Source organism: Paenibacillus agricola, from assembly GCF_011440305.1.
GTDB lineage: Bacteria > Bacillota > Bacilli > Paenibacillales > NBRC-103111 > Paenibacillus_S > Paenibacillus_S agricola.
Genome location: NZ_JAAOIW010000002.1, coordinates 335,107 through 361,233, shown reverse-complemented (window position 1 = coordinate 361,233; position 26,127 = coordinate 335,107). Strand labels below are relative to the sequence as shown.

The following is a 26,127-nucleotide window of genomic DNA, read 5'->3' as shown; positions in this document are numbered from 1 at the left end:
CAGGTGAACCTTCGATGAAAGATTGGAAACGAATTTATTTATCGCCACCCCATATGGGAGAGCAGGAGCGGGAGCTGATTCTGGACGCATTTGCATCTAACTGGATCGCCCCTTTAGGCCCGCATGTGGAGAGCTTTGAGCAGGAAATGGCTGCCTATGTGGGTGTACGCGGAGCTTTAGCCTTATCTTCCGGTACCTCCGCTATTCATTTGGGGCTGCGGCTTTTGGACGTGGGACAGGGTGATCTTGTATTTTGTTCGAGCCTGACCTTTATTGCCAGTGCCAATCCGATCGTCTATCAAGGGGCGGAGCCGGTATTTATTGACTCCGAGCCGGATTCGTGGAATATGTCGCCACAGGCGCTTCAGCAAGCCTTTGACGATGCCTGTCTTTCTGGACGTATGCCCAAGGCTGTTATTGTTGTCCATTTATACGGACAAAATGCGGATATGGATGTGATCAAAAGCATCTGTGACGCCTTTGGTATTCCCATTATTGAGGATGCTGCCGAATCATTAGGTGCCACCTATAAAGATCGGATGAGTGGAACGATCGGTAAAGTCGGCATCTATTCCTTCAGCGGGAATAAAATTATTACTACCTCCAGCGGAGGTATGATTGTCTCGGACGATGAGCTGCTGATTAAGCGTGCAAGATTTCTTGCAACCCAAGCAAGGGAACCGACCAGTCACTACCAGCATTGCGAGCTTGGCTACAATTACCGGATGAGCAATTTGTTAGCGGCTGTAGGGCGAGGCCAGTTAATTGTGCTGGATGATCGGGTAGACCGCCGCCGGGCGATTTTTCAGAGGTATCAGCAAGGCTTAGGCACACATCCAGGCGTTTCCTTTATGCCGGAAATGTCCTATGGAAGAGCCAATCGCTGGCTTACTGTAATGCTGCTTGATATGGAGGTAGCGCAGACGACACCCGGCAAGCTGATTGAAGCCTTGGCAGAGCAAAATATTGAAGCCCGGCCATTATGGAAGCCGCTGCATCTCCAGCCCTTGTATGCCAATAGCGTCTATTATCCTCATAGCCCTGATGAAAGCATTTCTGAGCAGCTCTTTCACTCGGGAATTTGCCTGCCGTCGGGGTCGAATCTTTCTGAGGAGGAGCAAAACCGGGTTATGGGCTGCATAAGCAGCTGTTTTGCCAAGGAAGCTGTGAAAAACTTTGGATAAACGAAAGGGCTTCCTCATATTACTGCTTTTATGGATAGTACTTATTTTGTATTTGTCCTTCCAAACCTATCAACAGCAAAGCATTCAGCCTTGGCTAAGGACCTTTTATACACAAGAGCAGCTTGCAGCCAAGCTTCCAGATTGGACAATCCATTATTTGGGAGGCGAAGTAGCAGCAAAAACGAGACCTTTTACCTTCGTTGAATTTTTGGTGCGAAAAGGGGCTCACGTATGTATATATGCACTGCTTGCACTGCTCTCGTATCTTGGTTTTGCAACATTCATCTCTAAAGCCTTATGGAGAATAGGGGCTGTCATGGCAGTGGTGCTGCTTGTGGCTGGCTTTGATGAATGGAATCAATCCTTTACAACGACCAGAACTGGGGTTGTGCAGGATATCGGGATTGATTTGCTGGGGGCAGCCCTAGTAGTACTGCTTGTGATTCTGAACCAGAGGTGGAGAACATGGAAGCAAAAGCGATCGGCAAACCTAACGACCAAATCACTAACAAACCTAACGACAAAGCTGAAGTAACCCAAGCGAAAGGAATCCAAGCTAAAATAATTAATGAGCTGTTTCTGCTGCGGGCTATCGCTTGTTTAAGTATCGTACTGCTGCATTGTATCCATCGGATTTATGGCAATGATACCTTAACGATTCAGATGGTTACCTTGCTGATGACCTTTGGCACACCAACCTTTGTGTTTATTTCCGAATTTATTTTATCCCATTCGTATCCGCATACCATTCCCAAGGATTTTTGGGGAAAGCGGCTCTCTTATATTTTGGTGCCTTACGTGCTATTTGGCATTTTTTATGCGGGTATGAAGGCGGTTGAAGCGAGCCTGGCGACCGCCGCACCACTTGCCCAAACCTTTGCGGAGCTATCCCTGCGGCATGTGCTGATCGGTGATTACCATGGTTATTTTATATTGATCATTTTCCAATTTTATTGCTTGCACCGCTTGTTTCAAGTGTACTTGAAGCGCTACTCGGCCAGGCTTGTGCTCAGCATATCCTTAGTAATTAATTTGGCTTATTTGGCTTTCTTCAACTTCACCGAGCCAATGAATATTCCTTACGGGGACTACATTTGGAGTAAATTATACTGGGTGCCTTGTGTGGGCTGGCTATTTTATTTTACACTCGCTTATTATTGCGGACGTAATTACGAGGCCTTCAAGGAAGGTGTGCGGCGTAATGGCCTTTGGATTTTGGTCTTCCTGCTTGTGGCATCCAGCGTACCTTTATACTTACTGCAGCAGGGAATACTCGTGGATATTTCCTCTAAAAGAGTAGATATGCTTTTTTTTACGGTCGCCATGAGCTTATTTCTGTTTTATATCGGACTGAGGCTACAAGAAATTCCGCGTTGGATGCTTACCATCAGCCGGTATTCATTCGGGATTTATTTGTTCCATCCTTTATATTTGGCTGTAATGGTGCTGGTGGTGAGGAAGGTACCTTTTTTGGATGGGACGGTGGCAGGCGTTATTGTGCTGTTATTGGGCAGTACACTCGGTTCGATAGTAACCCTGCATCTACTAAATAAGTGGAGCTGGGGACCCTATTTTGCCGGCAGAGTTGGAAAGGGTTCAACCGAAATGGGCTCCAAAGAGCCTAAGCCACTTAAGCTGCTGCCTAACATTGCCAATGATTAAGGAGGAAATCGATGGATCGTCGACAGTCAGGACAGGCAGGACGTGCGGAACAGGCAGAACAGGCAGAACAGGCAGGGGAAATGATGAATAGTCAGCAGCCAGCCATTACGGAGGTTAGCGTCATTATACCGACTTACAATGAAGAAATGTATATAACCGGTGTCTTGCAAAGCCTGGTTGACCAGCTATTTCGGGGGCATATTGAGATAATTATTGTCGATGGTGCATCTACCGACCGAACCGTTGCTATCATCGGTAAAATTCGTGAGCGGCTGCCGCTGAATCGCAGTATTGTGCTTCTTAGCAATCCGAAGCGCCATATCCCGGTCTCCCTGAATCTGGCATGCCAACAAGCCAGCTCGGAGCTTCTCATTCGCTTGGACGGACATACCTTTGCACCGGCCAATTATATCACGGAAGTGATACGGATGCTCGAAGCCGAGGGGGGCAACCAGGCTGTATGCGGAGGACGGATCCAGATTGAGCCGGGGCTGCCTACGACAATGGCCAAAGCGATTACCGTAGCTGTAAGCCATCCGGTTGGGATCGGCAATGCGTTGTACCGGACCTCGAATGGAACAGACCAGCGGTGTGTCGAGGTCGATACGGTTCCTTTTGCCAGCTTTACGAAGCAGCTTTGGACGGAATTGGGAGGCTTTGACGAATTTCTTTTGTATGATGAGGACTCCGATTTCAATTTTCGCGCTAAGCAATTGGGCTACAAGGTGCTGCTTAACCCGGGCATTGTATTTACCTATTTCTCCAGGCCTACCATCGAGCTATTAGGGAAGCAATATTACCGCTATGGCTATTGGGTGTCCAAATTTTTGGTTAAGCATAAAAGGGTTCCAACGCTTCGAAGGCTTGCTCCTAGTGCTTTTCTTGCTGCGGTGGTCTTTCTTGGTTTTATTCATGTTGGTCTATGGCTCTTTATGCTGCTTGCCTATACCGCGGTCATTGCTGCGGTCTCATTTCATGAAGGGGTGATCAAACGAAAAAGCCCGTGGCTGTGGCTGCGGCTGATTCCCGTCTTTCCCGTACTGCATTTATCCTACGGCGTAGGCAATGTGATGGGTTTGGTAACGAGTATGGGCCTCCCATTTCACGGTCGGTCGTTTATGAGCTATAAGTAAGCAGTTTCAATAACAGTTAGGAAAGGAGATCCAGATGATATCACTGATGTACCATGATGTAGTAACAGCCGGGAAAGAGGACTCCAGCGGATTCCTGGGAAAGGATGCGGGGGCATACAAGCTGGGCAAGGAACAGTTTAAGCTTCATTTGGATCAGATAGCTCTCAACCAGCGAATCCGGATCAAAACCGTTTTCGAGGCGCTGCAAAAACAAGCAGGCCTGCCCCATACGGTTGCGCCTCGTACGGTGACACTGACATTCGATGATGGGGGTGTGAGTGCCTATTCCATGATCGCAGACATGCTGGAGGAAAAGGGCTGGAGGGGGCATTTTTTTATAACAACGAGCCATATCGGAACCGAAGGCTTCCTGTCCAAGGAGCAGATCCGCGCTTTGCATGCGCGAGGGCATATTATTGGAGCCCACTCTTGTACCCATCCTACCCGCTTCTCCGAATGCACCTGGGATCAGCAGGTACATGAATGGAAGGCCAGTGTACAAGCCTTGTCAGAGCTGCTGGGCGAGTCTGTCACTACGGCGTCCATCCCAGGCGGCTCCTATTCCGTCCAGCTCGCGAAGGCGGCTGCCTTGGGTGGGGTTCGATACTTGTTTACGTCCGAACCGAAAACGGGTATTTCTATTGTAGATGGCTGCTTAATACTTGGGCGTTATGCGATGAAAAAGGCGACATCGCCGAAAACCGCTGCTGCCATTGCCGCTGGTGATCCTGTGCAAAGAATGCGGCAGGCGATTTATTGGAACCTGAAAAAGGCGGCCAAGACCGTAGCCGGCACAGTATACCTCGACATTCGCCGAAGAATGCTCGGCAGCAGGCAGACGCGGTTTTAGCGCCTGCCTGCAATTGCCTTCAATTCAAGTGGCTTCAAGTCTGGCTGGTTTAATGAACGAGCAAGCCGCCAATACTACTGGTTTCCAGTGGTATTGGCGGCTTTTTTGAAGTTGTTTATTGAAGCGCGTCACAGAAGCCCATATTGGTCCTGAATCGCCTTTAAGGGCTTTACAGTCCGTTTCTTCGCCATGGCCCAAACTTATGAGTTTAGACTGGCTACTTAGATTTAGTATCCACCGCTGCAAGCAGATTGTTATGCCCCTTCCATACAGGCAGGAATAGGGTATGCCATTTACCCCACACGTCCATTGCAGAATACCAAAGATGATAGCGCTGGCGTTCCATTCGGATCATACATGCTTTGTAGTGGAGGCTATTCTCAAGCGGATGCAAGGGCTGGATAAATGGCTCAGCCGTTGTCTTCCAATGATCGCCGTCCTTGCTGTATGCATAATGGAGGCGGCAGTTGATGCCGCCAATTTCCGTACAGGTGGTTAGCAGCATATCCCAGCCGCTGTCAGGCTGCAAGGCCACATCAATATGCCAGGGATACACGCCACTCGGGAGCCCCGTCAACTGGGTGTCGTGAGGCTCTGACCATTGCTCCTTGCACATAGGGTCACCAAGGCAAACCATCTTTTGGATCGCTTGAAACGCTCCCTTTGTATAGGTAACGAAGTACATCACAAACTGGCTTCCGTCATGCAGGATGCAAGCGGAAACCTGTATGCTTGCTTGGCTGTATGTAAGCTGAACCGGCGTCTCCCAACTTAATCCATCCTCTGAACGCATAATAAACCATCGCTCTTCAAAGGGGGTTACGCTGCGAATATACTCCCGGTAAATCATATACATATGGTCGCCATGCATGAATAAATTAGGATCTGATAAATAATCGGCTGATGTCCCTGGAGAGTGGACGAGTGGATTCTGGATTCCGGCTGGGACACTCCAATGGATACCATCGTTGGAAACGGCAATTGAAGGGTTCTCCAGCTGGTCATTCCCGTTGGGATAAGGGGTAAAGGCCATCCAATAGCGATGGCCTCCTCGGGTTTGCGGAAAATATAGAACGCTGGGATGGACGGATTGTCCAGAGCCGTCATAGGTCGGTATGACAATCGGAATAGGAAGATGGGTATCCCCATGGTGCAGCATGCGACGCGCCCGCCAAGAAACGTAACGGCCACTGCGGACCATGGCTCTTTTCCATTTGCCAAGCGTTGCTCGTGGATTCATAAAGGTGTATCCTTTCTGTTTAAATTGCGGTGAATAAGTGCCGCTGAGCGACCGGGAATGCCTCTAATCGCGATATGCCTCTAAAGATGAGGCTTGCTATTCATACTTATGCTCGGCTGACAATGGGATCGTAAAGGTATCACTATCGGCTACTAAGTAGTCATAACCTTTGGAAAAGTCGCGGGTATCCTTCCAGCCATGAACGATGGAGGAATCCCCTAAATCGATTCTTGTCCTTCCGGATGGCAATTCGGTAAGCTCCTTCATTTCAAATACCGAGTTCGGGCTGTCGGCTCCTTGTTCCACATGGTTAATATGAATCGAACGGCCAACTAACTGCTCGATGGGCAGGTCTGCTGGCTTGGTCCATTCGACCTCTAGCCAATTTTTATCGGCAAGGCCACCGCTCCAGTCTTTGACCTTTCCTTGAATGCGTGGTGTCGCTTCACTGATCGCCGGTTCCTCGGGGAGTCCAATTGACTTGCCCTCCTGAACATAAGCGTATACAGGTACAAGACCTTTCTCGGCATAGTAGCCGAACGCTCCCTGGAATTGGATGCGGTTATCGACCATATACACCTTCTCCGTGTCCAGCGCGCTGATAATCAAATCGGTACGCCCATTGGTAAGCTTTACTTTAACGGCTCTCGCTTCTTCGTTAGGAACCAGGCTGCCTCGATAGAAAACAGATGCTTCCTCGATCGACTCGATAAATCGCTCCTTGCGGTAAGGCTCAATGACAGATGTGAAAATACTGTTCAGATCCGTGCCTGAGCGGTTGGCAATCACATATTGCAGGGCTTCTGGATTACCGGGCTTGTTTTGCGGTGGTTTTCCTTCCGCCAAGGTGATCTGGTTCAATTTGCCAAGCATGGTTAGCCGCAGATGAATATTGGTAGAGCCCCCGGCGCTGGAGAGCGCCTTCCAGGTATCCTTGATTGTCCAATCCACACTGGAAATGGTGGGAGGACTTGCGGCAATTTTCACATTCGTCAAATAGTTAAAGCCGCTGGACGACTTGGTCGTGAAGGCTTCATTGGCATAAGGGATCTTGCTCCCAGCGTAAGTGCCGTCCGGTTGGCTGGTTAATTTCAGACCTTGGGTCGTAACCTCCCCTTCTGCTGCATGAAAGCTGAAGTCATGCTGGCTTCCACCCTTGACTCTAAAAAAGTCGACGGCATACGAATGGGCTTCATCCACTCGAATAAGCGAGGTGGTACGGCGATACTGCTCGGTTTGGGGATATGCGTGAGGCGATGCTACATCAATGAGCTGAACCTGCTCGGTATGGTCAAAATGCAGCGGTAAGCCTGTCCAAGAATCAGCCTGCATACTTTTGTCAACGGTAACTGTATTGTGGCTGATCGTATTGCGCTCCCAGTAGGTAGACAACCAATTGTTATCAGCGTAGGAGACATACCCTAAATCCGGCATCAGATCAAGCCCATAAGCATGCATACCAATATTTAATGAATCCCGATGGGCATGTGAGGTGGCATTCCTGCCATAATACAACCATAAATCCCGCTGGTTATTGCTGGCTTTCATCTGGTCGGCGGTTTGGGTCCTCCCATCCCTGAGCACAGCCATGCCATATCCGGTTAAATTCATGCTGTTTAACTGCAGGGTGCCTTGAGCTTTAATAATATTGTTAATGCTTTTCAGCGTAGTATCGGGGTCCAGCATGAAAATATCGTTAATCAAGCCTGCTGTTGAATTTTTATTGGCAAATACAGCAGCTTGCGCCAACAACGGATCCTGGTACACCTCGAAACCTTTAATGAGCGTTTGTCTCCTTAGCCAAATTTCCGGCTTGCCTGCACTGCCGGAATTTCCGATCGAAGGGGAATATTTGCCGGAAAGGGTGAAGGGGATAAAGGCCGAGAACATCTTTCGAAACTTGACGTTCTGGTAAATATCCGATTCCGTATAACGGTCATAGCCCTTTAGAATATCGGCAACCTGCCGAAGATTATCAAGCCAGTAGCTATTGTACTCCGGACTTGCCTCGTTGCCGAGCCCATCCCTATCGACATCGGATGCCAATACATAATTGATATTGCCGCCTGTTACTCGGATTCCTTTATTATCCTCGATCAGCCCGCCGGTGCGGAAAATAAAATCAATCCACTCCTTAACGACGGCAGGGTCGTCGAGCACAACAGCAGCCATAGCCAGCGTACTTTGGTGAAAGCCAACATTCCCATAGATCTGCGCTTTTTTCACAGCGGGATAAACCTGTCTGACGATTTGGTCCTCAATATGCTTGCGAATGCTTTTGGCAGTTAGCTTGCTATCATCGGGATTATAGGCCTGTCTACGCTCTTCAAGGAGTTGAAGCCAAGGCGGGGCTTCCTCCTGAGGCTCCAGCATGGCAGGGAAGAAGGCATCATAGCAGCTAATGATATCGCGGAGCAGGGGCGCTTCCCAGACGGAACCGAGAATTTTGCCTTGGCCAGTCAATCCGTGTGAGTTACGGAAGCCATCATCCCATTTATAAACCGATACATCCATAGCCGGATACACATCGGCAATACGGTGAAGCATAATAATTCCGGCACTCGCATATTTATCGTCACCCGTATAAATATAGGCATCGCGGAGGCTAAGCAGCGATTTGCTAACGAAATCACGCCATATCGCCCAATGGTTGTAATAAGCAATAAAGGTGAATTTATTGCCATTTGCATCCAGCCAGCCGGTGCCGTCATCGACGCCCCAACCTGCTCCCTTTTCAGGATAAAGCTGATTAACCAACAGGCTGCGGTCCGCCAGATTGGAATCAAAGATTCCAGATGCATTCAAACCACTTCGATAATAAGCACCGTAATCATTGGTAGGAAATTTATATCCGCTGGACGGATCGGTCAGCTTCCAAGGCTCCTTGCTCACATTAAACGTATAAGGATAAGCTCCGTATTGATTTAGATCCTGCCCGGTTATGGGGCTTCCCTCATATTGGTTGACTGTATAGCTGCGGGGGATCGTTTGAGGCGTAATGGAGTCCCACAGCAAGGAAGGACCAAGCCGCAAATAACGGTCGGCTTCTGTAACGGCATCATTGCGAATCTTTTTGGCCCAATCGTACTTTTCTATATTGCTTCTGGCGGCTTGTACCTTCTCTGGGGTGTAATAGGTGCTTCTGGTTTTCACGGGGTCATTGATTTGGTTTTGGAGAGCGCTTGAGGTCGTATCCTCAAAAGGTATAAACAGACCGACTATTGTCAGGGACATAGAGAGTCCGAAGGTCCAAAGCACATATTTCTTTTTTAACCACCTGAGTTGCATGTTCTCACTCCTTATCCTTCTAAGTGCATTCCCGGAGCCAGGATCAAAGGCTAACCAGGGTCCGGCTCCAATCGTGTATGAGGCCTCATCAGCCTCTCATATAGCTCATTAAGCTTGCGGCCTTCTGGCTGCCAATTATATTGGGTAGCTGCGGCCGTGCGGCCATTCTCGCCCATTCGCCTGGTTTCCTCCGGATGCTCCAGCATATATTGGATCGCTTGGGTCATTAAATGAGGCTGCATAGGGGGAATGCACATGCCGCATTGGTTGCCCTCAACGATCAGCTTCCATAGGGGGAAGTCAGACGCCAGCACAGGCACGCTGGCGGACATATACTCAAACAGCTTATTGGGCTGTGACATCATAAAGTTGGGCTCTGGATGCAGTACCACAAGTCCCACCTTGCTTTGCGCCATCATTTCACGGAACTGCTCGCGATCCACCCTGCCCCGGTAATCCACATATTGCCAGCCACGCAACTGGCGAACTTCATCCAGTAGCGCAGGGGGGGAGAAGTCCCCTCCAAGCAGCAGCCTGACAGGCATAACCAGATTTAATTGCTCCAGGCACTCCATGGTATCTTTAATGCCTCTGACCTCGGATATGCTGCCGATATAAGCGATGTAATTCATTTCCCCTGATTTATTCTCGTTATCGTTAACCTCAACCTCAAGACTAACCAATTCATCCAAAAGTGGAAAGTTTTGAATCTCATAGGTATGGGGGTTATAAGTCCGAAACCGGTTAGCTATATAAGGGGTGGCGGGTACGATCGCATCCATTCGTTTGGCAACAAAGCGCTCAGTGGCTTCCACACAAAGGGAGACCGGCTTCTTTAACCAACCGGGTATCCAAAATTTGGAGTAAATATCGCGTGGGACATCCTCATGAACGTCATAGATAACCCGTTTGCCAAGCCATTTCAAGAGCAGCCCAATGGGCATCAGCTCGGGATCATGATAGTGGTAAATATCTGCCTTCTGCTTCAAACATTCCCGGAACACCCTTGCCGTGGTGACCAGCATCCGGGCGAGCCTATGCTTCGGCCCCTTGCCGATCCCAATAACCTGAATGCCGCCCACCAGCTCGTTCTTGTCATGGGCGGCAATCAATCGGACATCATGGCCGTAATTTTGCAAGGAACTGCACTCCTTGATGGTAATCCGAGTGTCATACACATGGTGTACGGAAGTAAAGTGGACAATTTTCATACTTGAACCTGCTCCTTTTTTGTGACGGTACGAGCCCTGAGCGGGAGCCGGAAGGTTGGGATGTGAAAAGTGCCCGCTCCAAGGGCTAACCCGATAGCTAGCCAAAAATATTTGGTAATGGTCGTTTCAAGGAAAAAGGACTGGACTAAATAGGCAATAAGCAGCGCTTTGAGAAATAAATTGAGCTTGTTGGCCGATGGTGCACGAAAGGTTTGCCATAAGGCGAATACCATTAGAAGCAGACCGATGATACCCGTTTGGATCGCAGCCCCCAGATAAATATTATGGGCTCCATAAGGGGGGTAATCCTGATGCTTGTGGTACGTTCCTGATCCTGTACCAATAACCAGATGCTCTGCAAACACACCAACAGCATGCTCCCAAATCTTCGTTCTCCCCGATCCTCCGCTATCGATGGCCTGCTCGGAACGGGCCGCAATATTTTGCTCCAATTGAGGGATCGCATTAACGCCCCACAAGACAACACCACTTACGACAATAATGGCAACTGCCTTTTTCCAGTTAAACTTAGCAAGCAGCAGGAACAAGATAGCGACAGTTAACCCCATCCAGGCGCTGCGTGTACCAGAGAGAATAACGGCCATGATTTGAATAAGGGCAATAGGAGAAAGCCAAATTTTATGCAGGATCGATTTACTGTGTAAAATCTTATAGATGATATACAATAATCCCGGAACGATCATGGCGGCAAAATGGGCAACGCTTTGCTCCTGGAAGGCGCCCGTTCGTGTACCCTCGGACAGCTCAACGCCTTGAATAAAATTCAGGATGCTGTAAAGTGAGGTAACGGTTGTAGCAATGCTGTAAAAGGTGAGTAAAATCGGAATTCGTTTCGGATCATGTTGAAGGATATTAACCATAAGCAGCATCATAAAAAATAATTGCACATACGTCGAAATGCTGAACCAGATAGCGGCAAAATGGTCATTTGGTGTCCATAGGATACTAAGAATATTCCAGCCAAGCCATCCCCACCATACGGCGGGAACGGCACTAAACTTCATTTGGCGGAAATGGGTCAGGAAATATAAGAAACCGAAGAGCAGGCCAAAGCCTTTGGTTAATGTATTGAAAAACCCCCCGATCCTGAGAATATCCTCGAATGGAATCGCTACCGCATAGGCAACTAGCAGGATGAATGGATAACGAAAGGAAAGTGCAAGCCCATACACTCCCAATAAAATAATGAGAACAATTAACAGGGAATCAACCATCATGCTAGCAGTGAGAATCCCTAAAAAAAGCAACGATATTACGCCGTAAAGCACTGTTGTTCGCTGTAACAGCATTTTTCCACACCCTACCTTTTTATGTTCTTGTTTAATTAAGAAATTTGAATATTGTCACTTTTATTTGTTTCTGATAGCTGGGTATTTCCAACAGTCCTAAGTTTGCCACCCCTCGGTTTTAAACCAACCGCAATATTGAAAAAAGGGCAATAAAGATTGATAAGCCGGGCAGCTAATACGGGCAGTAGCAGGCCGCTTATAAACATGGCAGCTACAGTGAAGTTATACGGCAATTGGAGCACTTTAAGTGAAATGATCATCACAAATACTTGCGGGAACCAGGATAATAAATAAATTTGGTAGGTATAACCATGCAGCCAGCGAAACCAGTTGAGCCGTTGGCGTACATACCACTTTCCGAAGGAGAAGGCCATTGCCGTACCAATCAGCGCAAGTGGAAGCTCGATAATCAGGTGGGCTTTTTCCATGGCTAGATAAAGTAAAACCTGGAGGATAAGTAGAAACGGGAGCAAGATCGGGGCTTCAATGAAGCGCTCGGTACGAGCTTTACCACTTGCCAATAAGCTACCCAGCCAGAAAAACAGGATATAATGCGACACACCCGCCAGATTCAGCAGCAATACCCCTTGCAGTGGATCGGTCAGATGCAGCAAAGCCAAGACCAATGTGAGCACGACGGCCGCTAATCTATAGCGGATCGCCCAATTAAATAGAGGTCCGCATATGGAAATAAGGAATAGGGTGGGCATGAACCAAAAGTAGATAATGACGTTCTCAGTTGGATAAAGCAGGCTCTTTACCCAGTAACTCCAGCTCAGGTCGATAGGACGTTCGGCATAATGGGCAAGTAAAGCCTTTGGGATAAAAGCGATATTGCTTAGCAAAATGTAGGGGACAAGGAGAAGCTTCACCTTGCCTATCACGAAGCGGTAATAGCCTTTTTTACCACCTTCCGCATATATATATAAATATCCAGATATGACCATAAATAAGGGCATGGTAAAGCTGCGGAAAAAATGAATCAGCCACGGTGTTTCTTTGAGAACGTCGGTTGGAAAGGAATGTCCCAGCACGACAAGACAAATGCCAACGCAGCGCAGGATATCAATATCCGCTTGTCTTTTACGGGCTATGGTGGACATGTGGAATGGGAACCCCCTTCATAAAGTCGTATAAAAAGCTGGCTATAATTATTGGCACATAATGTATCATTGTGGTATAAACAAATAATACGATACGAATTGTATCATGTCAATAGTTGAATTTCATTTAAAGCCTTCGTAAGCAGCCATCAATATTATGATTAGACAAAGCTTCCCTGCGGGTGATATGATTGCAGGACAACTACATATTATTTAAAATAGGTGCGGAGCGATAGCATGATGTCGCCTGCTTAATAGGGAAGCCGGTTAAAGACCGGCGCGGACCCGCCACTGTACAGAGCTGTAACACTGCTCTAAGCCAGGAAACCTGCCTGTTTGAAAAACACTGTTGACCTACGTGGATTTAGGAAGGTGTTAGAGACTGGCTTACCCATGGAGGCATAAGGCGCGAACGCGCTGTCCCTACCATGCTGGTGCGCGCTAAAACAGCATTTCTAACACATTGGAAGTGCTTTTTTTGTTGCCAAAAAAGTGTAAAAAAAGGACGTGCGCAAATGCCAGGAAAATTGCTTATTGTCGGTTTCGGACCCGGCAGTTTCGAACATATAACGAAAAGGGCACGTGAAGCGCTCCAAGAGAGCGAGGTAATTATCGGCTATAACACGTATGTCGATTTAATTAGTGGCTTATTAACTGACCAGCAAATCGTAAGAACCGGTATGACCGAGGAGGTCAGCCGTGCCCAGGAAGCCGTTCGTCAAGCAGAAGCCGGGAAAAAGGTAGCCGTTATTTCCAGTGGCGATGCCGGGGTTTACGGAATGGCGGGGCTGGTGTACGAAGTGCTGATGGAAAAAAACTGGCAGCGTGATGGCGGTGTTGAGGTTGAGATTATTCCCGGCATTTCTGCGATTAATTCCTCAGCCTCGCTACTTGGCGCTCCTATCATGCATGACTCCTGCACAATTAGCCTCAGCGATCATCTTACGCCTTGGGAGCTGATCGAGCGGCGGGTTGAGGCGGCGGGTCAGGCGGATTTTGTCATCGCCTTGTACAACCCGCGAAGCGGCAGGCGAACACGGCAAATCGTTGAGACGCAACGCATACTGTTGAAATACCGCTCTCCCGAAACGCCTGTGGGCATCGTAAAAAGTGCGTACAGAGATCGTGAGCATGTCGTGCTAACGAACCTGCGTGATATGCTGGACCACGATATCGGCATGCTGACAACCGTCATTATCGGAAATTCGTCGACGATGGTGTATGACGGCTTAATGATTACGCCACGCGGCTACCAGCGCAAGTATACGTTGGGCGCCGATGTGCAGCCATTGCGCCCGCATCAAAGGCTGCGCGAAGCGGCGGAGCCCTGGGCGCTTAAGCAGCTGCCTGTTGACGAGGACGCAGCGGATGACTTCGACGACGAGGAATCGGATGATTACGATGACGATGACGATGGGGACGACGATGGCAGCGGTCCGAAAGGCGGCAGGCCTGTAACGACCGTTGTCGAGCGATCGGCAGGCGGAGCAGTAGGTGTGAATGCACAGGCTGGAGACACGAATGCTGGCGCATCGGTGCGGGGAGCAAGCGTGAATGCGAGCCCGGCTGTGGCAGGTGCTGAGCCAGCAGGCTCAGCTTTGGGCGCGGTCAGCGCCTTAGCCGTAGCGGAGCGCCGCGTGAGCGCGGACCCGCTGATGCTGGCGCTGGAGGCGCTGCAGCTCGCGAGTCGCAGCGCCGGAGCTGCGCCGGCCAGCACGCTCACGCTAGCGGCAAGCGCAGCTCCATCGCCGGTAGCAACGCGTACGACGGCTGCCGCGCCTATAGCTGCCGGGTTGTTCCGGCAGCAGTCGATCTTCGAGCTGGCTGTCAGCCCAGGCGTAGCTAACAAGCAATTTACAGCGAAGCAGATGCTAACCCTAGCCGCTGTAATCGGCGAAAAAGGCACGATGGAGTATACGCCCCATCATCAGCTAATCGTGCGTGTGCCGACGGATAATCCGGCAGAGGTTACAGAAAAGCTTCGCTTGGAGGGCTTTATCCTATCGCCCATCGGCGATGTGGCACAGCTCAAGGCTTGCGATTTCTGCAATGGTGAGAAAGGCGAATCGATTCCTTTTGCAGATGAATTACAAGCGAAGCTTGGCGGGCTCGCCGTTCCCAAAGAAATGCGGATCGGCTTCAATGGCTGTGGAATGGCTTGTTACGGGGCAGTTAATGAAGACATCGGTGTTGTATACCGGAGAGGGAAATTTGATTTATTCCTTGGCGGCAAAACCGTTGGACGCAACGTCCACCCGGCTCAGCCTGTTGCTGAAGGAATAGAGCCAGAGTTGTTGGTCGAAACGATTGAGCGCATTATGCAACGTTATGTATCGGAAGGACATCCAAACGAGAGATTCCATAAGTTTTTCAAACGTGTGAAGGAGCTTGAAGGCTATCGCCATCAGGATTTACCCGTTTTTACTATAGAAAATGCAATTTGCGGGGATTAACAAGGGCAGGGCTGCTGGTCGTGAGCGGCTAGTCCGTTCTCTTTTATGACCAACGTGCAACAACACCAGATTTGGCTATATAAGGCTTGAAGTAACGGGAGATTTTCCTGTAATAGGCTAAAAACCAGGTTTGTGAAAGGAATAGGAGGAGATTTTCCAGCTCTTTTGTACTTTTTGTTGGGGCAACTTTTTATATGCAGAAATAGCAAGTTATATGGGGAGGCAAAAGATGGACGCGGTATTGTTTGTAGGGCACGGCAGTAAGGATGCCGAGGGGAATGAAGAAATAAGGCAGTTTGTTGGCGCTATTGCAAAAGAACTTCAAGGACCGATGGTGGAAACCTGTTTTTTGGAATTCGAAAAGCCGAATATTCGGCAGGGTATCGATGAATGTGTAGCCAAGGGTGCTACGCAGATTGCTGTTGTACCGATTACATTATTTTCAGCGGGACATGCGAAGATCCATATTCCAGCGGCAATCGACGAGGCGAAGCTACGTCACCCTTCCATTAAGTTTAATTACGGACGGCCGATTGGTGTGCATGAGCAAGTGCTGGAAATTCTCACCTCACGCTTGGAAGGCGCGGGAATGACTGAGGAAACCATGCTGGCGCAGGAGCAAGAGCTGCAAGAAACGGCGATACTTGTTGTTGGTAGAGGCAGTAGCGATGCAGATGCCAATAGTGACCTGTTTAAAATATCCCGTTTATTCTGGGAAAAGCTAAAGGTGAAATGGGTAGAAACGGCATTTATTGGCGTAACGGCTCCGCTCTTGGAAGAGGGAATGGAACGATGTTTGAAACTGGGTGCCCGCAAGGTTATAATATTGCCCTATTTTTTATTTACGGGCGTTTTGATCAAACGGATGGAGGGTATGCTGGAGATTTTTGAAGAACGCTACCCGGAGCATCAATTTTCCTTGGCCGATTACTTCGGCTTTCATCCTAAATTACGCCAAATTTTGATTGAGCGTGCGCAGGAAGCGCTGCAGGGCGCGGCTAAAATGAACTGTGATATGTGCCAATACCGCATAGCAGCGATGGAGCATATCGATCACCACCACCACCACGATGACGACCATGAGCATGGGCATGACCATCATGATCACCACGACCATGACCACAGCCATGACCACAGCCATGACCACCATGATGATTCACATGCCCATGTCCATGCTCATGAAGCGCATGATCACAGCCATGATCACAGCCACGAAGACCATGGTCATAAGAATGATGACGGCCATGAGCATCCGCACGACCATGCACATGATCACCATGATGATCACGAACAGCCAAAGCAACCCGCCAGCCCCAAAACGGCTTCGGTATCAACCTAACATAAGGAGGCATAACGATGATATTGGTTATGGCTGGAACAAGTGACGCCCGAGAGCTTGCTGTGCAGATCCAGCAGACAGGGTACGAGCTGCTGACCACCGTTGTCACAGATAGCGCCGCCAAATCGATGGAGGCTGCCGGGCTGCCTGTGCTGATAGGCAGGCTAACGGCTGAGCAGCTGGCTGCGCTAGTACGGGAACGCGGTATCCGTGCCATCGTGGATGCGACGCATCCTTTTGCTGAAGAGGCATCGAAAAATGCGATAGCCGCAGCCCGTGAAGTGGACCTGCCTTACGTCCGCTATGAGCGAGATCGCTTGACCTTCGAGGGCAATCCGCTGATCACTTATGCGGACGATTATGAGCAGGCGGCTGAGCTTGCTGCACAGAGGCAGGGCGTGATTATGCTGACTACAGGCAGCAAAACGTTGCATATTTTTGCGAAGCGGCTGTTGAACGAGCCGAATACTACGCTGGTTGCCCGCATGCTGCCCCGTAGAGATAATATGGAGAAATGCGAGGAGCTTGGGCTCCTGCAAAAAAACATCGTGGCCATGCAGGGACCATTTTCCAAAGCCCTAAATACAGCTCTGTACGAGCACTATAAAGTGACCTTGATGATTACAAAAGAGAGCGGCAAGGTCGGCGCGGTGGATGAGAAGCTGGAGTCGGCATTGGAGCTCGGAATTGAAACCATTATGATTGGACGTCCAGAGGTTGAGTATGGCCTGCATTTTGGGGATTTTGAGGGAGTAATTGGAAAATTAAACGAGCTATTGAAGGGAGCCTAACGACGATGGATTTTGGAACAGAGTTTAAACCATTAACAGTACAGCCGCAAGAAATTGAGGAACGTAGCTTTGAAATGATTACCGAGGAGCTTGGCGAGCATTTGTACACAGATGAGCAATTTCCTGTCGTACAGCGTGTTATTCATGCATCCGCAGATTTTGATCTAGGACGCAGTCTTGTTTTTCATAGAGATGCGATTCAAGCTGGCATTAATGCCATTCGTGCTGGAAAAGGGGTAGTGGCAGACGTACAAATGGTGCAAGTCGGCATCAGTAAGCCGAGAATCGCCAAGTTCGGCGGCGACGTGCGTGTATACATATCCGACCCCGATGTGATGGAGGAAGCCAAACGCTTGAACACAACCCGTGCTATTATTTCGATCCGCAAAGCTATTCTTGAAGCAGATGGAGCGATCTATGCTATCGGTAATGCGCCTACAGCCTTGTTAGAGCTCATTCGTCTTGTCAAAGAAGGGGCAGCTAAGCCTGGCCTGATTATTGGTGTACCGGTTGGATTTGTATCAGCGGCAGAATCCAAGGATGAGCTGGCCAAGCTGGATATTCCTTTTATTACGAATATTGGCCGTAAAGGCGGAAGCCCTGTGGCAGTTGCGACAGTTAATGCAATTTCGCTTATGGCCGAACGGTTAGGCTAGGGCCGCATATGGCGATGGACAAGTCCGGAAGCAAAGAAGCGAAGGAAGACAAAGAAGCCAAGCCATTGCGTCACGGGTATACAACAGGCTCGAATGCGGCAGCAGCAACGAAGGCAGCGTTAACTGCGCTGATTGCGCAGGAGGAGCAGACGGAGGCAACCATCCATCTGCCGATTGGACAAGATGTAACTTTTACGATTATTCGCTGTGAATTTAATGCGGAGCGTGCGGAAACCGAGGTTATTAAGGATGGTGGCGACGATCCTGATGCTACACATGGAGCCCGGATTATTGCTGAGGTTTCGTGGCGGGAAGAGCTTGGGATCGAGTTGGATGGCGGTATTGGTGTCGGACGTGTTACGAAGCCGGGCCTGCCCGTAGCGGTAGGCGAGGCAGCGATTAATCCGGTTCCCCGCCGAATGATCCGTCAAGCCGCAACCGATGTGTTAAAAGAATTCGATTTGGAACGTGGAATCAAGGTGGTCATATCGGTTCCAGATGGCGAGGAAATTGCCAAAAAGACACTGAATGGCCGACTCGGCATTCTTGGTGGTATCTCCATCCTCGGTACACGGGGAACGGTGGTACCTTTTTCTACAGCAGCCTACAAGGCGAGTGTGGCGATGGCCATTCGGGTTGCCGTTAAAGGCGGCTGCACGCATATTGTGCTATCCACAGGTGGACGCACCGAGAAGTATGGGATCGATATGTACCCTGGGTTGCCTGATGAGGCTTTTGTCGAAATGGGAGACTTTGTTGGGTTTGCGCTGCTGCATTGTAAAAAGCAGGGGATCAAACGAGTAACGATGGTTGGCATGATGGGCAAATTTTCAAAGGTAGCCCAAGGCGTGATGATGGTGCACAGCAAAAGCGCACCGATCGATTTTGGCTTTCTCGCCCAAGTGGCGCGGGAAGCAGGGGCAACCGAGGAGCAAGCAGAGGCGATCTTGGGAGCCAACACTGCCGCTTTGGTCGGCGATTGGATGCAGGAGTGGGGCTATAACCGTTTTTTTGAATTGCTGTGCGGCTACTGCTGCGAGATGAGCCTTAAAGAAGTGGGCGGTGGCTTGGAAATCGACACCGTCATTATTTCAATGAAGGCCCTGCTGCTGGGCAGCGCCATTCGGACAGATTTATAGTCCGTTACCACCCTCCAGGTTGCCCAATTAGCCCTTGCCGGTTCAGACAAAAGCTAAGAGAACTAAGCTAAAGCGATTATGGCTTGCCATCAGGAAATCTATCATTAGGGACGGCTAAACCTGCGAATAGAGGTTTCTGTGTCCGTCTAACCTTCCTAATGGCTGAGAATTCCTGCTACGAAAGGTTCTAAAGCTCTTAAGATTTCTAAAAGCAGGAACGAATCACTAGCGGAGTGGCCAGGGTGTTCTGGAGATAGCGAAGCGGTGCCTTTGTTCATGGTTTTTTACCGCTAAATAGTTTATATAATCCAAAAAACCATGAACAACAGCAATCGTAGGAACATCCTGGCCACTTAGCGTTATCCATCGTAAGAACATCCTGGCCACTTAGCGTTATCCATCGTAGGAACATCAATCCATCGCAAAGGAGAACACAATGAGCGCACAAACAACCAACAAGCCCAAAGTCATCGGCATAGGCGACAACGGAAGGGACGGCTTGCTGCCCCGATACTTGGAATGGATCGAGAACAGCGACCTGCTGGTCGGCGGAGAACGACAGCTGCAATTTTTCCCGGAATACCAAGGGGAGCAGCTTGCGATCAAGGGCGGCCTCGGCGAGCTGGCAGCGAGGTTAAAAGCGGAGTCTGAGCAGGGGCGCAGCGTTGTGGTGTTAGCCTCGGGCGATCCCTTATTTTATGGCATAGGCGGTTACTTAAGCTCTAAGCTTGCCGTTGAGGTGTACCCGAACCTGAGCTCTGTCCAGCTGGCCTTTGCCCGAATGGGCGAGAGCTGGCAGGATGCCGAGGTTGTCAGTGTTCACGGACGCAGCATGAAGGGTCTTGCCCAGCGCATAGATGGCAAACGGAAGGTAGCGCTATTAACGGATGAAACGAATAATCCACAGGCGATTGCCCGTTATTTGCTTGATTTTGGCATGGAGGAATATCGGGTGTTCGTTGCCGAAAATTTGGACGGGCCGACCGAAAAAACCGGTTGGTACGAGCTTCAAGAAATCGTGGGGCTGGCACCGGAAACCTTTTCCTCATTAAATGTAGTCATTTTGAAGCAAAAACGCCCGGCTCCCGGAACAACTCCACCACAATGGCCGTTTGGTATCGACGATGAGCGGTTCGCCCAGCGTAAGCCGGACAAGGGACTTATCACCAAAAAAGAAATTCGCGTGCTCAGCATCGCCCAAATGGCGCTTCGTTCCGACAGCATCGTCTGGGATATCGGTACATGCACAGGCTCAGTAGCGATTGAAGCAGCAAGAATTGCCCGTCAGGGTGAAGTATACGCGATTGAGAAAAATGAAGCCGACCTCGCTAACTGCTTGGAAAATATGGTGCGCTTTCGTGCTGATTTAACCGCTGTCCAAGGTCGCGCACCGCAAGGGCTGGAGCAGTTTGCTGATCCGGATGCTGTATTTATCGGCGGCAGCGGCGGCGAAATGAAAGAGCTGCTGCATGTATGCTGCACACGGCTGCGCCCGGGTGGAAGAATTGTGCTCAACGCAGTGACGATTGAGAACCTCTATGAGGCGAACCGCACTTTTGCTGAGGAAGGCTTTGCAACGAATATCATCCTGGCACAGGTTTCGCGGAGTAAGCCTATATTAGATATGACCCGTTTTGAGGGGCTAAATCCTGTTTATATTATTACGGCTCAGCACAAAGCGCCAGAGAGCGCGGCAATAAAGGAGACGAAGGCAGTTGAGTAACTTAGGCATTTTATATGGCTTGGGCGTTGGACCTGGTGACCCGGAGCTCATCACAGTGAAGGCTTTTCGGATTCTTAAGGAATCCCCGGTAATTGCCTATCCACGTAAAAAAAGAGGCGCCAAAAGCTACGCCTTAGCGATTACGGAGTTGTATGTGAATACGGAAGAAAAGGTTATGGTGCCGTTGATTTTTCCGATGACAAGAGATCGGGAAGCGTTAGAGCTGCAATGGACTAAAACCGTAGCATCCGTCTGGCAGTATTTGGAGCAGGGGCAGGATGTTGCTTTTGTTACTGAGGGCGACCCGATGATTTATAGTACATTCATCCACTTAATGAGGCTGATGATGGAGCACCATCCCGAGGTAGAGATTCGTTCGGTTCCAGGGATTTCCTCGGTCAATGCGTCTGCTTCGCAGCTAGGCATTCCGATGGCGGATGGCGATGAGAAAATAGCGATTGTGCCAGCTGTTGATGATTACGACCAAATGCGTTATGCGATTGAATCGCACGATTGCATTGTATTCATTAAAGTTGCCAAAGTGATTGACCTGATGCTGCGAGTGCTGGGCGACCTGAACCTGATCGACAAGGCTGCTGTGCTGACTAAAGTAACCTCTTCCGAAGAAATGATCTGGCGTGATATTCGCGTGCTGCAGGGCCGTGAGCTGGAATACTTAACGTTAATGGTGGTGCGAAAATAATGGATGCTGAACAAACAACTCGAAAAATTTATATTATTGGTGCGGGTCCCGGCGACCCTGATCTAATTACGGTTAAGGGCTTGCGCTTGCTGCAGGAAGCGGATGTTGTGCTTTACACCGACTCGCTGGTCAATGAGGATTTGATTGCCAAAGCGAAGCCGGGAGCGGAGATTCTGAAAAGCGCGGGCATGGATCTAAAGGAAATGGTCGAGATTATGGTCGATCGCGTACGGCAGGGTAAAATGGTCGCACGTGTTCATACCGGGGATCCGGCTGTGTTTGGGGCGATTATGGAGCAAATTGCTTTATTGAAAAAAGCAGGCATCGGCTACGAGGTCATTCCAGGCGTTAGCTCCGTATTTGCGGCGGCGGCAGCCATTGGAGCCGAGCTTACGATACCGGAGCTTACCCAAACGTTAATATTGACCCGCGCCGAGGGGCGTACTCCCGTCCCTGAGCTGGAAAAGCTTAAGGATTTGGCCGCCCACCATTGTACATTGGCTCTTTTCCTTAGTGCGACTCTTGTCAAAAAAGTCGTCAACGACCTGCTCGAAGCAGGCTGGAGCGAGAATACGCCAGTGGCTGTGGTGCAACGCGCGACTTGGCCCGACCAGCTTATTATACGTACGACCATTTCCCAGCTTGACCAGGAGATGCGTGCGAATGGCATCCGTTCCCATGCGATGATACTGGCAGGCTGGGCGCTTGACCCGGATATTCATAGCAATGAGGAGTACCGTTCCAAGCTGTATGACAAGGAGTTCACACACCGCTTCCGCAGAGGAGTGAAGCCTTCATGATCAGCTTAGTTGAGGGGCAATTCCCACAGATTGAGCAGCGTGGCGATTATGCAATCGTAGCGATTACGAAGCATGGCGTCGAGCTGGCGCGCAAGCTGCAGCAGTCTTTTTCACATTCGGATTTGTACTATATGTCCAAATTTGCCCGCGGCGATGAAGCGGAGCGTGGCATCCAGTTATTCGAGGGTAGCGTCAGAATGTTATTTCCTGCCTTATTTCCCGCATACAAAGGCATTATTACGATTATATCCTTAGGAGCAGTCGTACGCATGATTGCTCCTTTATTGGTAGATAAGAAATCCGATCCTGGCATTGTCGTCATTGACGATAAAGGAGAGCATGTGATTAGCATGCTGTCCGGGCATTTGGGCGGTGCCAATGAGCTAACCCGCGAGGTGGCTGCTGCCATCGGTGCGAGAGCAGTTATTACTACTGCCTCCGATGTGCAAAAAACGATCGCGGTCGACTTGTTCGGCCGCCGTTTTGGCTGGGTGTGGGAGTCCGGGGCGAAGCTGACTCCCGTCAGTGCCTCGGTCGTCAACGAGGAGCAGGTCGCCGTTGTGCAGGAATCCGGCGAGCCGGGCTGGTGGCTGCACGATACACCGCTTCCCCCGACAATACGCGAGTATGCGTCTGTGGAAGCTGCTCTTGCCGCCAAACCGCAGGCCGCACTTGTCGTCACGCACCGATTGCTAAGCGATGCCGAAGAAGCGATACTAACCAATGGTGTGTTGTACCGGCCCAAGGTGCTTGCACTTGGCATCGGCTGCAACCGTGGCACCTCTGCCGAAGAGATTGAGGCTGTGATCGTCGAGACTTTGGCCGAACTGAAGTTCTCGATCCGCAGCGTCAAAGCCGTCTGCACAATCGATCTCAAGAAGGACGAGGTGGGCTTGCTGGCCATTACCCAGCAATATGGCTGGCCGTTCGTCACCTATACACCAGAGCAATTGAATGAAGTACATATCGAGGATCCCTCCGATACAGTACACCGCTTTACGGGCGCTTACGCGGTCAGCGAGCCGGCAGCGAAGCTTTACGCTGGCACATCGGAGCTTGCGCTGGTCAAGAAAAAATCCGGCAACGTCACGATTTCCGTTGGCTTGATTTCGTTCGAGCCGCAAGCAATAGCCGCAGACGCGCAAGGCGCGCAAGTCGTACAAGACGCACAAACGGCGTCTACAGCACTGGCCTCCTCAGCAACGCCGACTGCCCCTGGCACAACCGGAGGGCAAGCGGATGGCCGATAGACGAATTGTTATCGCCGGAACCGGCAGTGGCGTCGGCAAAACGACGCTTACGATAGGCCTGATGGCTGCCCTTCGTGGTCTCGGCCATCGGGTGCAGGGCTTTAAATGTGGACCGGATTATATCGATCCTACCTTTCATACCGCGGTAACCGGTCGCAGCTCAAGAAATCTTGACAGCTACATGCTGTCTCACGATACCGTTAAGGAAATATACACAAGGGCCAGCCATGATGCCGATATCTCGATTATTGAGGGAGTTATGGGCTTCTATGACGGCAAAAATCCCAAAAACAATGAGGGCAGCACCGCTGAAATTAGCATGCTGCTGGATGCCCCGGTGCTGCTCGTAGTCAATTGCCAAAGCATGGCGCGCAGCGCCGCTGCGATTGTGAAAGGCTTTCAATGCATGGAACCGCGCGCTCGGATCGTTGGCGTTATCGCCAACCGGTTAGGCAGCGCCAACCACCATCGCATTGTCAGTGAAGCGATCGAGCAGGAATGCGGGATTCCGGTGCTCGGCTATTTGCTGCGCGACGACCAGATTGCTATGCCGGAGCGGCATCTTGGTCTTGTTCCCTCTATCGAGCGGGGCGAGCTGCAGCCGTTTTTTGATCAGCTGGCGACCTTGATCTCGGCTACGGTCAATGTGGAACGCATTTGGGAGCTCGCAGCGTCTTCCGATGTGGAGCCGCCCCAAGACAATATGCGCATGTTTCCGCAAGTAGGCAGTATGCCGAATCAGGAGCCGCAAGTAAGGATTGCTGTTGCCAAAGATTCAGCCTTCAACTTCTACTATCAAGAAAATATCGATTTGCTGGAAGCCAATGGGGCTCGTTGCATCTATTTCTCGCCACTGGCCGGCGAATTGCTGCCAGAGGGTGTACATGGGCTGTACCTCGGCGGCGGATTTCCCGAGGAGTTTGCTGAGCAGCTGTCGGCGGGTGAAGCCGAGCCAGTGCGACGTTCGATTAGTGAAGCGATCACTGGAGGCTTGCCAACACTTGCGGAATGCGGAGGTTTTATGTATTTAACGGATGCGATTGAGGATACAAGTGGCAAGTCGCACCCGATGCTAGGATTGATTCCGGGCACGGTGCGCATGCAGAAAAAGCTGGCAGCACTTGGCTACCGTGAAATTACGGGTACTGAGGGCAATTTCCTGCTCGGTGCAGCGAACAAGGCCAAAGGGCATGAATTTCATTATTCCACTTTTCATCCACAACAGCCTGCTTTAGCTACAACTCATCCAGTGGCAGCGACCTCAACCGATCCTGCAGCATCAATTCATAAATCACCTAGCGCTGTTTCTTCAATGGCTTTAGAGCCTTCCTTTCGCCACGCCTATGTAACCAAGGGACTTCGTGGAACAAAGCCGGAAGGCTACCGCAATGAAACGGGTAATCTGATTGCTGGCTACACGCATATTCATTTTGCTTCAGATCCGGCGTTGGCAGCCCGTTGGGTTGAACAATGCTTGTCTTATAAAACTGGTCTTACCAAAAATCGCGAAAGCTTGGCCAAAGAAGGGTAGTGAATTTTACATGTCTGTTATGGAACTATTACGTAAGCGACGGGCGACTAGAAATGTTCAGCCTATTGAAGTGGAAGAGGAAAAAATACACGCCCTGCTCGAAGCGGCAGCGCTGGCTCCCAATGATCGGTTGCGCGAGCCTTGGCATTTTTATGTGATTCGTGGTGAAGCAAAGCTTCGGTATGAGGCTTTGGCGCTTGCTTACTTGCAGGAGCGGTTTCCGACCAAGCCCAAGCTTGTAGAGGAATCGCTTAAGGTGCTTACGGCTACACCGCTTGTAATTGTGGTTACCTCAGACGTAATCCCTAATGATCCGGCATCCTCTAAGGATAATGAATATGCTACAGCGTGTGCGATTCATTCGATGTGGCTGGCTGCCGATGAGCTGGGATTAGGCTTTGTATGGCGTACCCGCGGGATTGGGCTAGTCCATGACGAACGGATGCACCAGTTTATAGGCTCCCCGGAGAATAAGCAGGTTATAGGTACGGTATTTATCGGATATCCTGTCGAAGAAGCGACACCAACCGCCAGAACTCCCCATCGCGACAAAACAACATTTGTACAATAATGAAATGAAAGGATCTCTTGTACTTAGCGGCATTCCTTTCAACTACATTACAAGGCTCCAGCAACCAATGCTGCGAGCTTTTTTGTATTTTCAATCGAATTCGTTGAAATGAGGTTTTGCCTGGATTTTTTGATTATAGTCGATATTCAACTTTGCGCTGGAAGGTATTTTCATAGATAATAGAAGGGTT

21 protein-coding genes and 1 riboswitch are annotated in these 26,127 nt (G+C 50.0%); of the genes, 16 read left to right on the top strand and 5 right to left on the bottom strand.

Annotation, left to right across the window (positions count from 1 at the left end; translation table 11 throughout):
- The first annotated feature begins 14 nt into the window (after positions 1-14).
- Genes G9U52_RS06045 through G9U52_RS06025 form a run of 5 tightly spaced genes read left to right on the top strand, consistent with a single transcriptional unit; the run spans position 15 to position 4,829 of the window.
- Positions 15-1,184, top strand: a complete 1,170-nt coding sequence (locus G9U52_RS06045; RefSeq protein WP_166147302.1) for a DegT/DnrJ/EryC1/StrS family aminotransferase — start codon at positions 15-17, stop codon at positions 1,182-1,184.
- Positions 1,177-1,719: a VanZ family protein gene (locus tag G9U52_RS06040; RefSeq protein WP_166147299.1), complete on the top strand. Its 543-nt coding sequence runs from the start codon at positions 1,177-1,179 to the stop codon at positions 1,717-1,719. The genes G9U52_RS06045 and G9U52_RS06040 overlap by 8 nt, the downstream gene beginning before the upstream one ends.
- Positions 1,650-2,846, top strand: a complete 1,197-nt coding sequence (locus tag G9U52_RS06035) for an acyltransferase family protein (RefSeq protein ID WP_166147297.1) — start codon at positions 1,650-1,652, stop codon at positions 2,844-2,846. The genes G9U52_RS06040 and G9U52_RS06035 overlap by 70 nt, the downstream gene beginning before the upstream one ends.
- Before the next feature lie 11 nt (positions 2,847-2,857).
- On the top strand, positions 2,858-3,979 hold the full coding sequence (locus G9U52_RS06030) for a glycosyltransferase family 2 protein (protein ID WP_166147295.1): 1,122 nt from the start codon (positions 2,858-2,860) through the stop codon (positions 3,977-3,979).
- Between the two features lie 34 nt (positions 3,980-4,013).
- Complete coding sequence (locus tag G9U52_RS06025; RefSeq protein WP_166147293.1) at positions 4,014-4,829, top strand: polysaccharide deacetylase family protein; 816 nt, start codon at positions 4,014-4,016, stop codon at positions 4,827-4,829.
- A 217-nt stretch (positions 4,830-5,046) separates the two neighbouring features.
- Here G9U52_RS06025 and G9U52_RS06020 read toward each other — a convergent pair whose 3' ends face one another.
- The 5 genes from G9U52_RS06020 to G9U52_RS06000 all read right to left on the bottom strand — a co-directional run bounded on the left by G9U52_RS06020 (position 5,047) and on the right by G9U52_RS06000 (position 12,981).
- On the bottom strand, positions 5,047-6,069 hold the full coding sequence (locus tag G9U52_RS06020) for a glycoside hydrolase family protein (RefSeq protein ID WP_166147292.1): 1,023 nt from the start codon (positions 6,067-6,069) through the stop codon (positions 5,047-5,049).
- A gap of 96 nt (positions 6,070-6,165) precedes the next feature.
- Positions 6,166-9,357, bottom strand: a complete 3,192-nt coding sequence (locus tag G9U52_RS06015) for a heparinase II/III domain-containing protein (protein WP_166147290.1) — start codon at positions 9,355-9,357, stop codon at positions 6,166-6,168.
- Positions 9,358-9,407: 50 nt separating this feature from the next.
- Entirely contained in the window at positions 9,408-10,568 is a 1,161-nt protein-coding gene (locus G9U52_RS06010; RefSeq protein WP_166147288.1) for a glycosyltransferase family 4 protein, read from the bottom strand.
- On the bottom strand, positions 10,565-11,878 hold the full coding sequence (locus tag G9U52_RS06005; RefSeq protein ID WP_166147286.1) for an O-antigen ligase family protein: 1,314 nt from the start codon (positions 11,876-11,878) through the stop codon (positions 10,565-10,567). Before G9U52_RS06005 ends, G9U52_RS06010 begins: the two co-directional genes overlap by 4 nt.
- A gap of 35 nt (positions 11,879-11,913) precedes the next feature.
- Entirely contained in the window at positions 11,914-12,981 is a 1,068-nt protein-coding gene (locus tag G9U52_RS06000; RefSeq protein WP_166147283.1) for an acyltransferase family protein, read from the bottom strand.
- A gap of 203 nt (positions 12,982-13,184) precedes the next feature.
- A riboswitch (cobalamin riboswitch) is annotated at positions 13,185-13,331 on the top strand.
- A 165-nt stretch (positions 13,332-13,496) separates the two neighbouring features.
- Here G9U52_RS06000 and cobJ point away from each other — a divergent pair.
- The 11 genes from cobJ to G9U52_RS05945 all read left to right on the top strand — a co-directional run bounded on the left by cobJ (position 13,497) and on the right by G9U52_RS05945 (position 25,937).
- A complete protein-coding gene (gene cobJ, locus G9U52_RS05995; RefSeq protein ID WP_166147281.1) occupies positions 13,497-15,434 on the top strand; it encodes a precorrin-3B C(17)-methyltransferase in 1,938 nt (645 codons plus the stop codon).
- 229 nt (positions 15,435-15,663) lie between these two features.
- Complete coding sequence (locus G9U52_RS05990; RefSeq protein WP_166147279.1) at positions 15,664-16,773, top strand: sirohydrochlorin chelatase; 1,110 nt, start codon at positions 15,664-15,666, stop codon at positions 16,771-16,773.
- 17 nt (positions 16,774-16,790) lie between these two features.
- Positions 16,791-17,564, top strand: a complete 774-nt coding sequence (gene cobK, locus G9U52_RS05985) for a precorrin-6A reductase (protein WP_166147277.1) — start codon at positions 16,791-16,793, stop codon at positions 17,562-17,564.
- Between the two features lie 5 nt (positions 17,565-17,569).
- The gene (locus G9U52_RS05980) at positions 17,570-18,220 is read left to right on the top strand and encodes a precorrin-8X methylmutase (RefSeq protein ID WP_166147275.1); all 651 of its coding nucleotides are present in this window, start codon (positions 17,570-17,572) and stop codon (positions 18,218-18,220) included.
- A 14-nt stretch (positions 18,221-18,234) separates the two neighbouring features.
- A complete protein-coding gene (locus G9U52_RS05975; RefSeq protein ID WP_166148166.1) occupies positions 18,235-19,359 on the top strand; it encodes a cobalt-precorrin-5B (C(1))-methyltransferase in 1,125 nt (374 codons plus the stop codon).
- A 436-nt stretch (positions 19,360-19,795) separates the two neighbouring features.
- The gene (gene cbiE / locus G9U52_RS05970; protein ID WP_166147273.1) at positions 19,796-21,082 is read left to right on the top strand and encodes a precorrin-6y C5,15-methyltransferase (decarboxylating) subunit CbiE; all 1,287 of its coding nucleotides are present in this window, start codon (positions 19,796-19,798) and stop codon (positions 21,080-21,082) included.
- Positions 21,075-21,785 carry a precorrin-2 C(20)-methyltransferase gene (gene cobI / locus G9U52_RS05965; protein WP_166147271.1) on the top strand — a complete coding sequence of 237 codons (711 nt, stop codon included), beginning with the start codon at positions 21,075-21,077 and terminating at the stop codon, positions 21,783-21,785. The genes cbiE and cobI overlap by 8 nt, the downstream gene beginning before the upstream one ends.
- The gene (gene cobM, locus G9U52_RS05960; protein WP_166147268.1) at positions 21,785-22,585 is read left to right on the top strand and encodes a precorrin-4 C(11)-methyltransferase; all 801 of its coding nucleotides are present in this window, start codon (positions 21,785-21,787) and stop codon (positions 22,583-22,585) included. The genes cobI and cobM overlap by 1 nt, the downstream gene beginning before the upstream one ends.
- Positions 22,582-23,835: a cobalt-precorrin 5A hydrolase gene (locus G9U52_RS05955; protein ID WP_166147266.1), complete on the top strand. Its 1,254-nt coding sequence runs from the start codon at positions 22,582-22,584 to the stop codon at positions 23,833-23,835. The genes cobM and G9U52_RS05955 overlap by 4 nt, the downstream gene beginning before the upstream one ends.
- Complete coding sequence (locus G9U52_RS05950; protein WP_166147264.1) at positions 23,825-25,366, top strand: cobyrinic acid a,c-diamide synthase CobB; 1,542 nt, start codon at positions 23,825-23,827, stop codon at positions 25,364-25,366. Before G9U52_RS05955 ends, G9U52_RS05950 begins: the two co-directional genes overlap by 11 nt.
- Before the next feature lie 10 nt (positions 25,367-25,376).
- Positions 25,377-25,937: a nitroreductase family protein gene (locus tag G9U52_RS05945; protein WP_166147262.1), complete on the top strand. Its 561-nt coding sequence runs from the start codon at positions 25,377-25,379 to the stop codon at positions 25,935-25,937.
- Positions 25,938-26,127 lie beyond the last annotated feature (190 nt).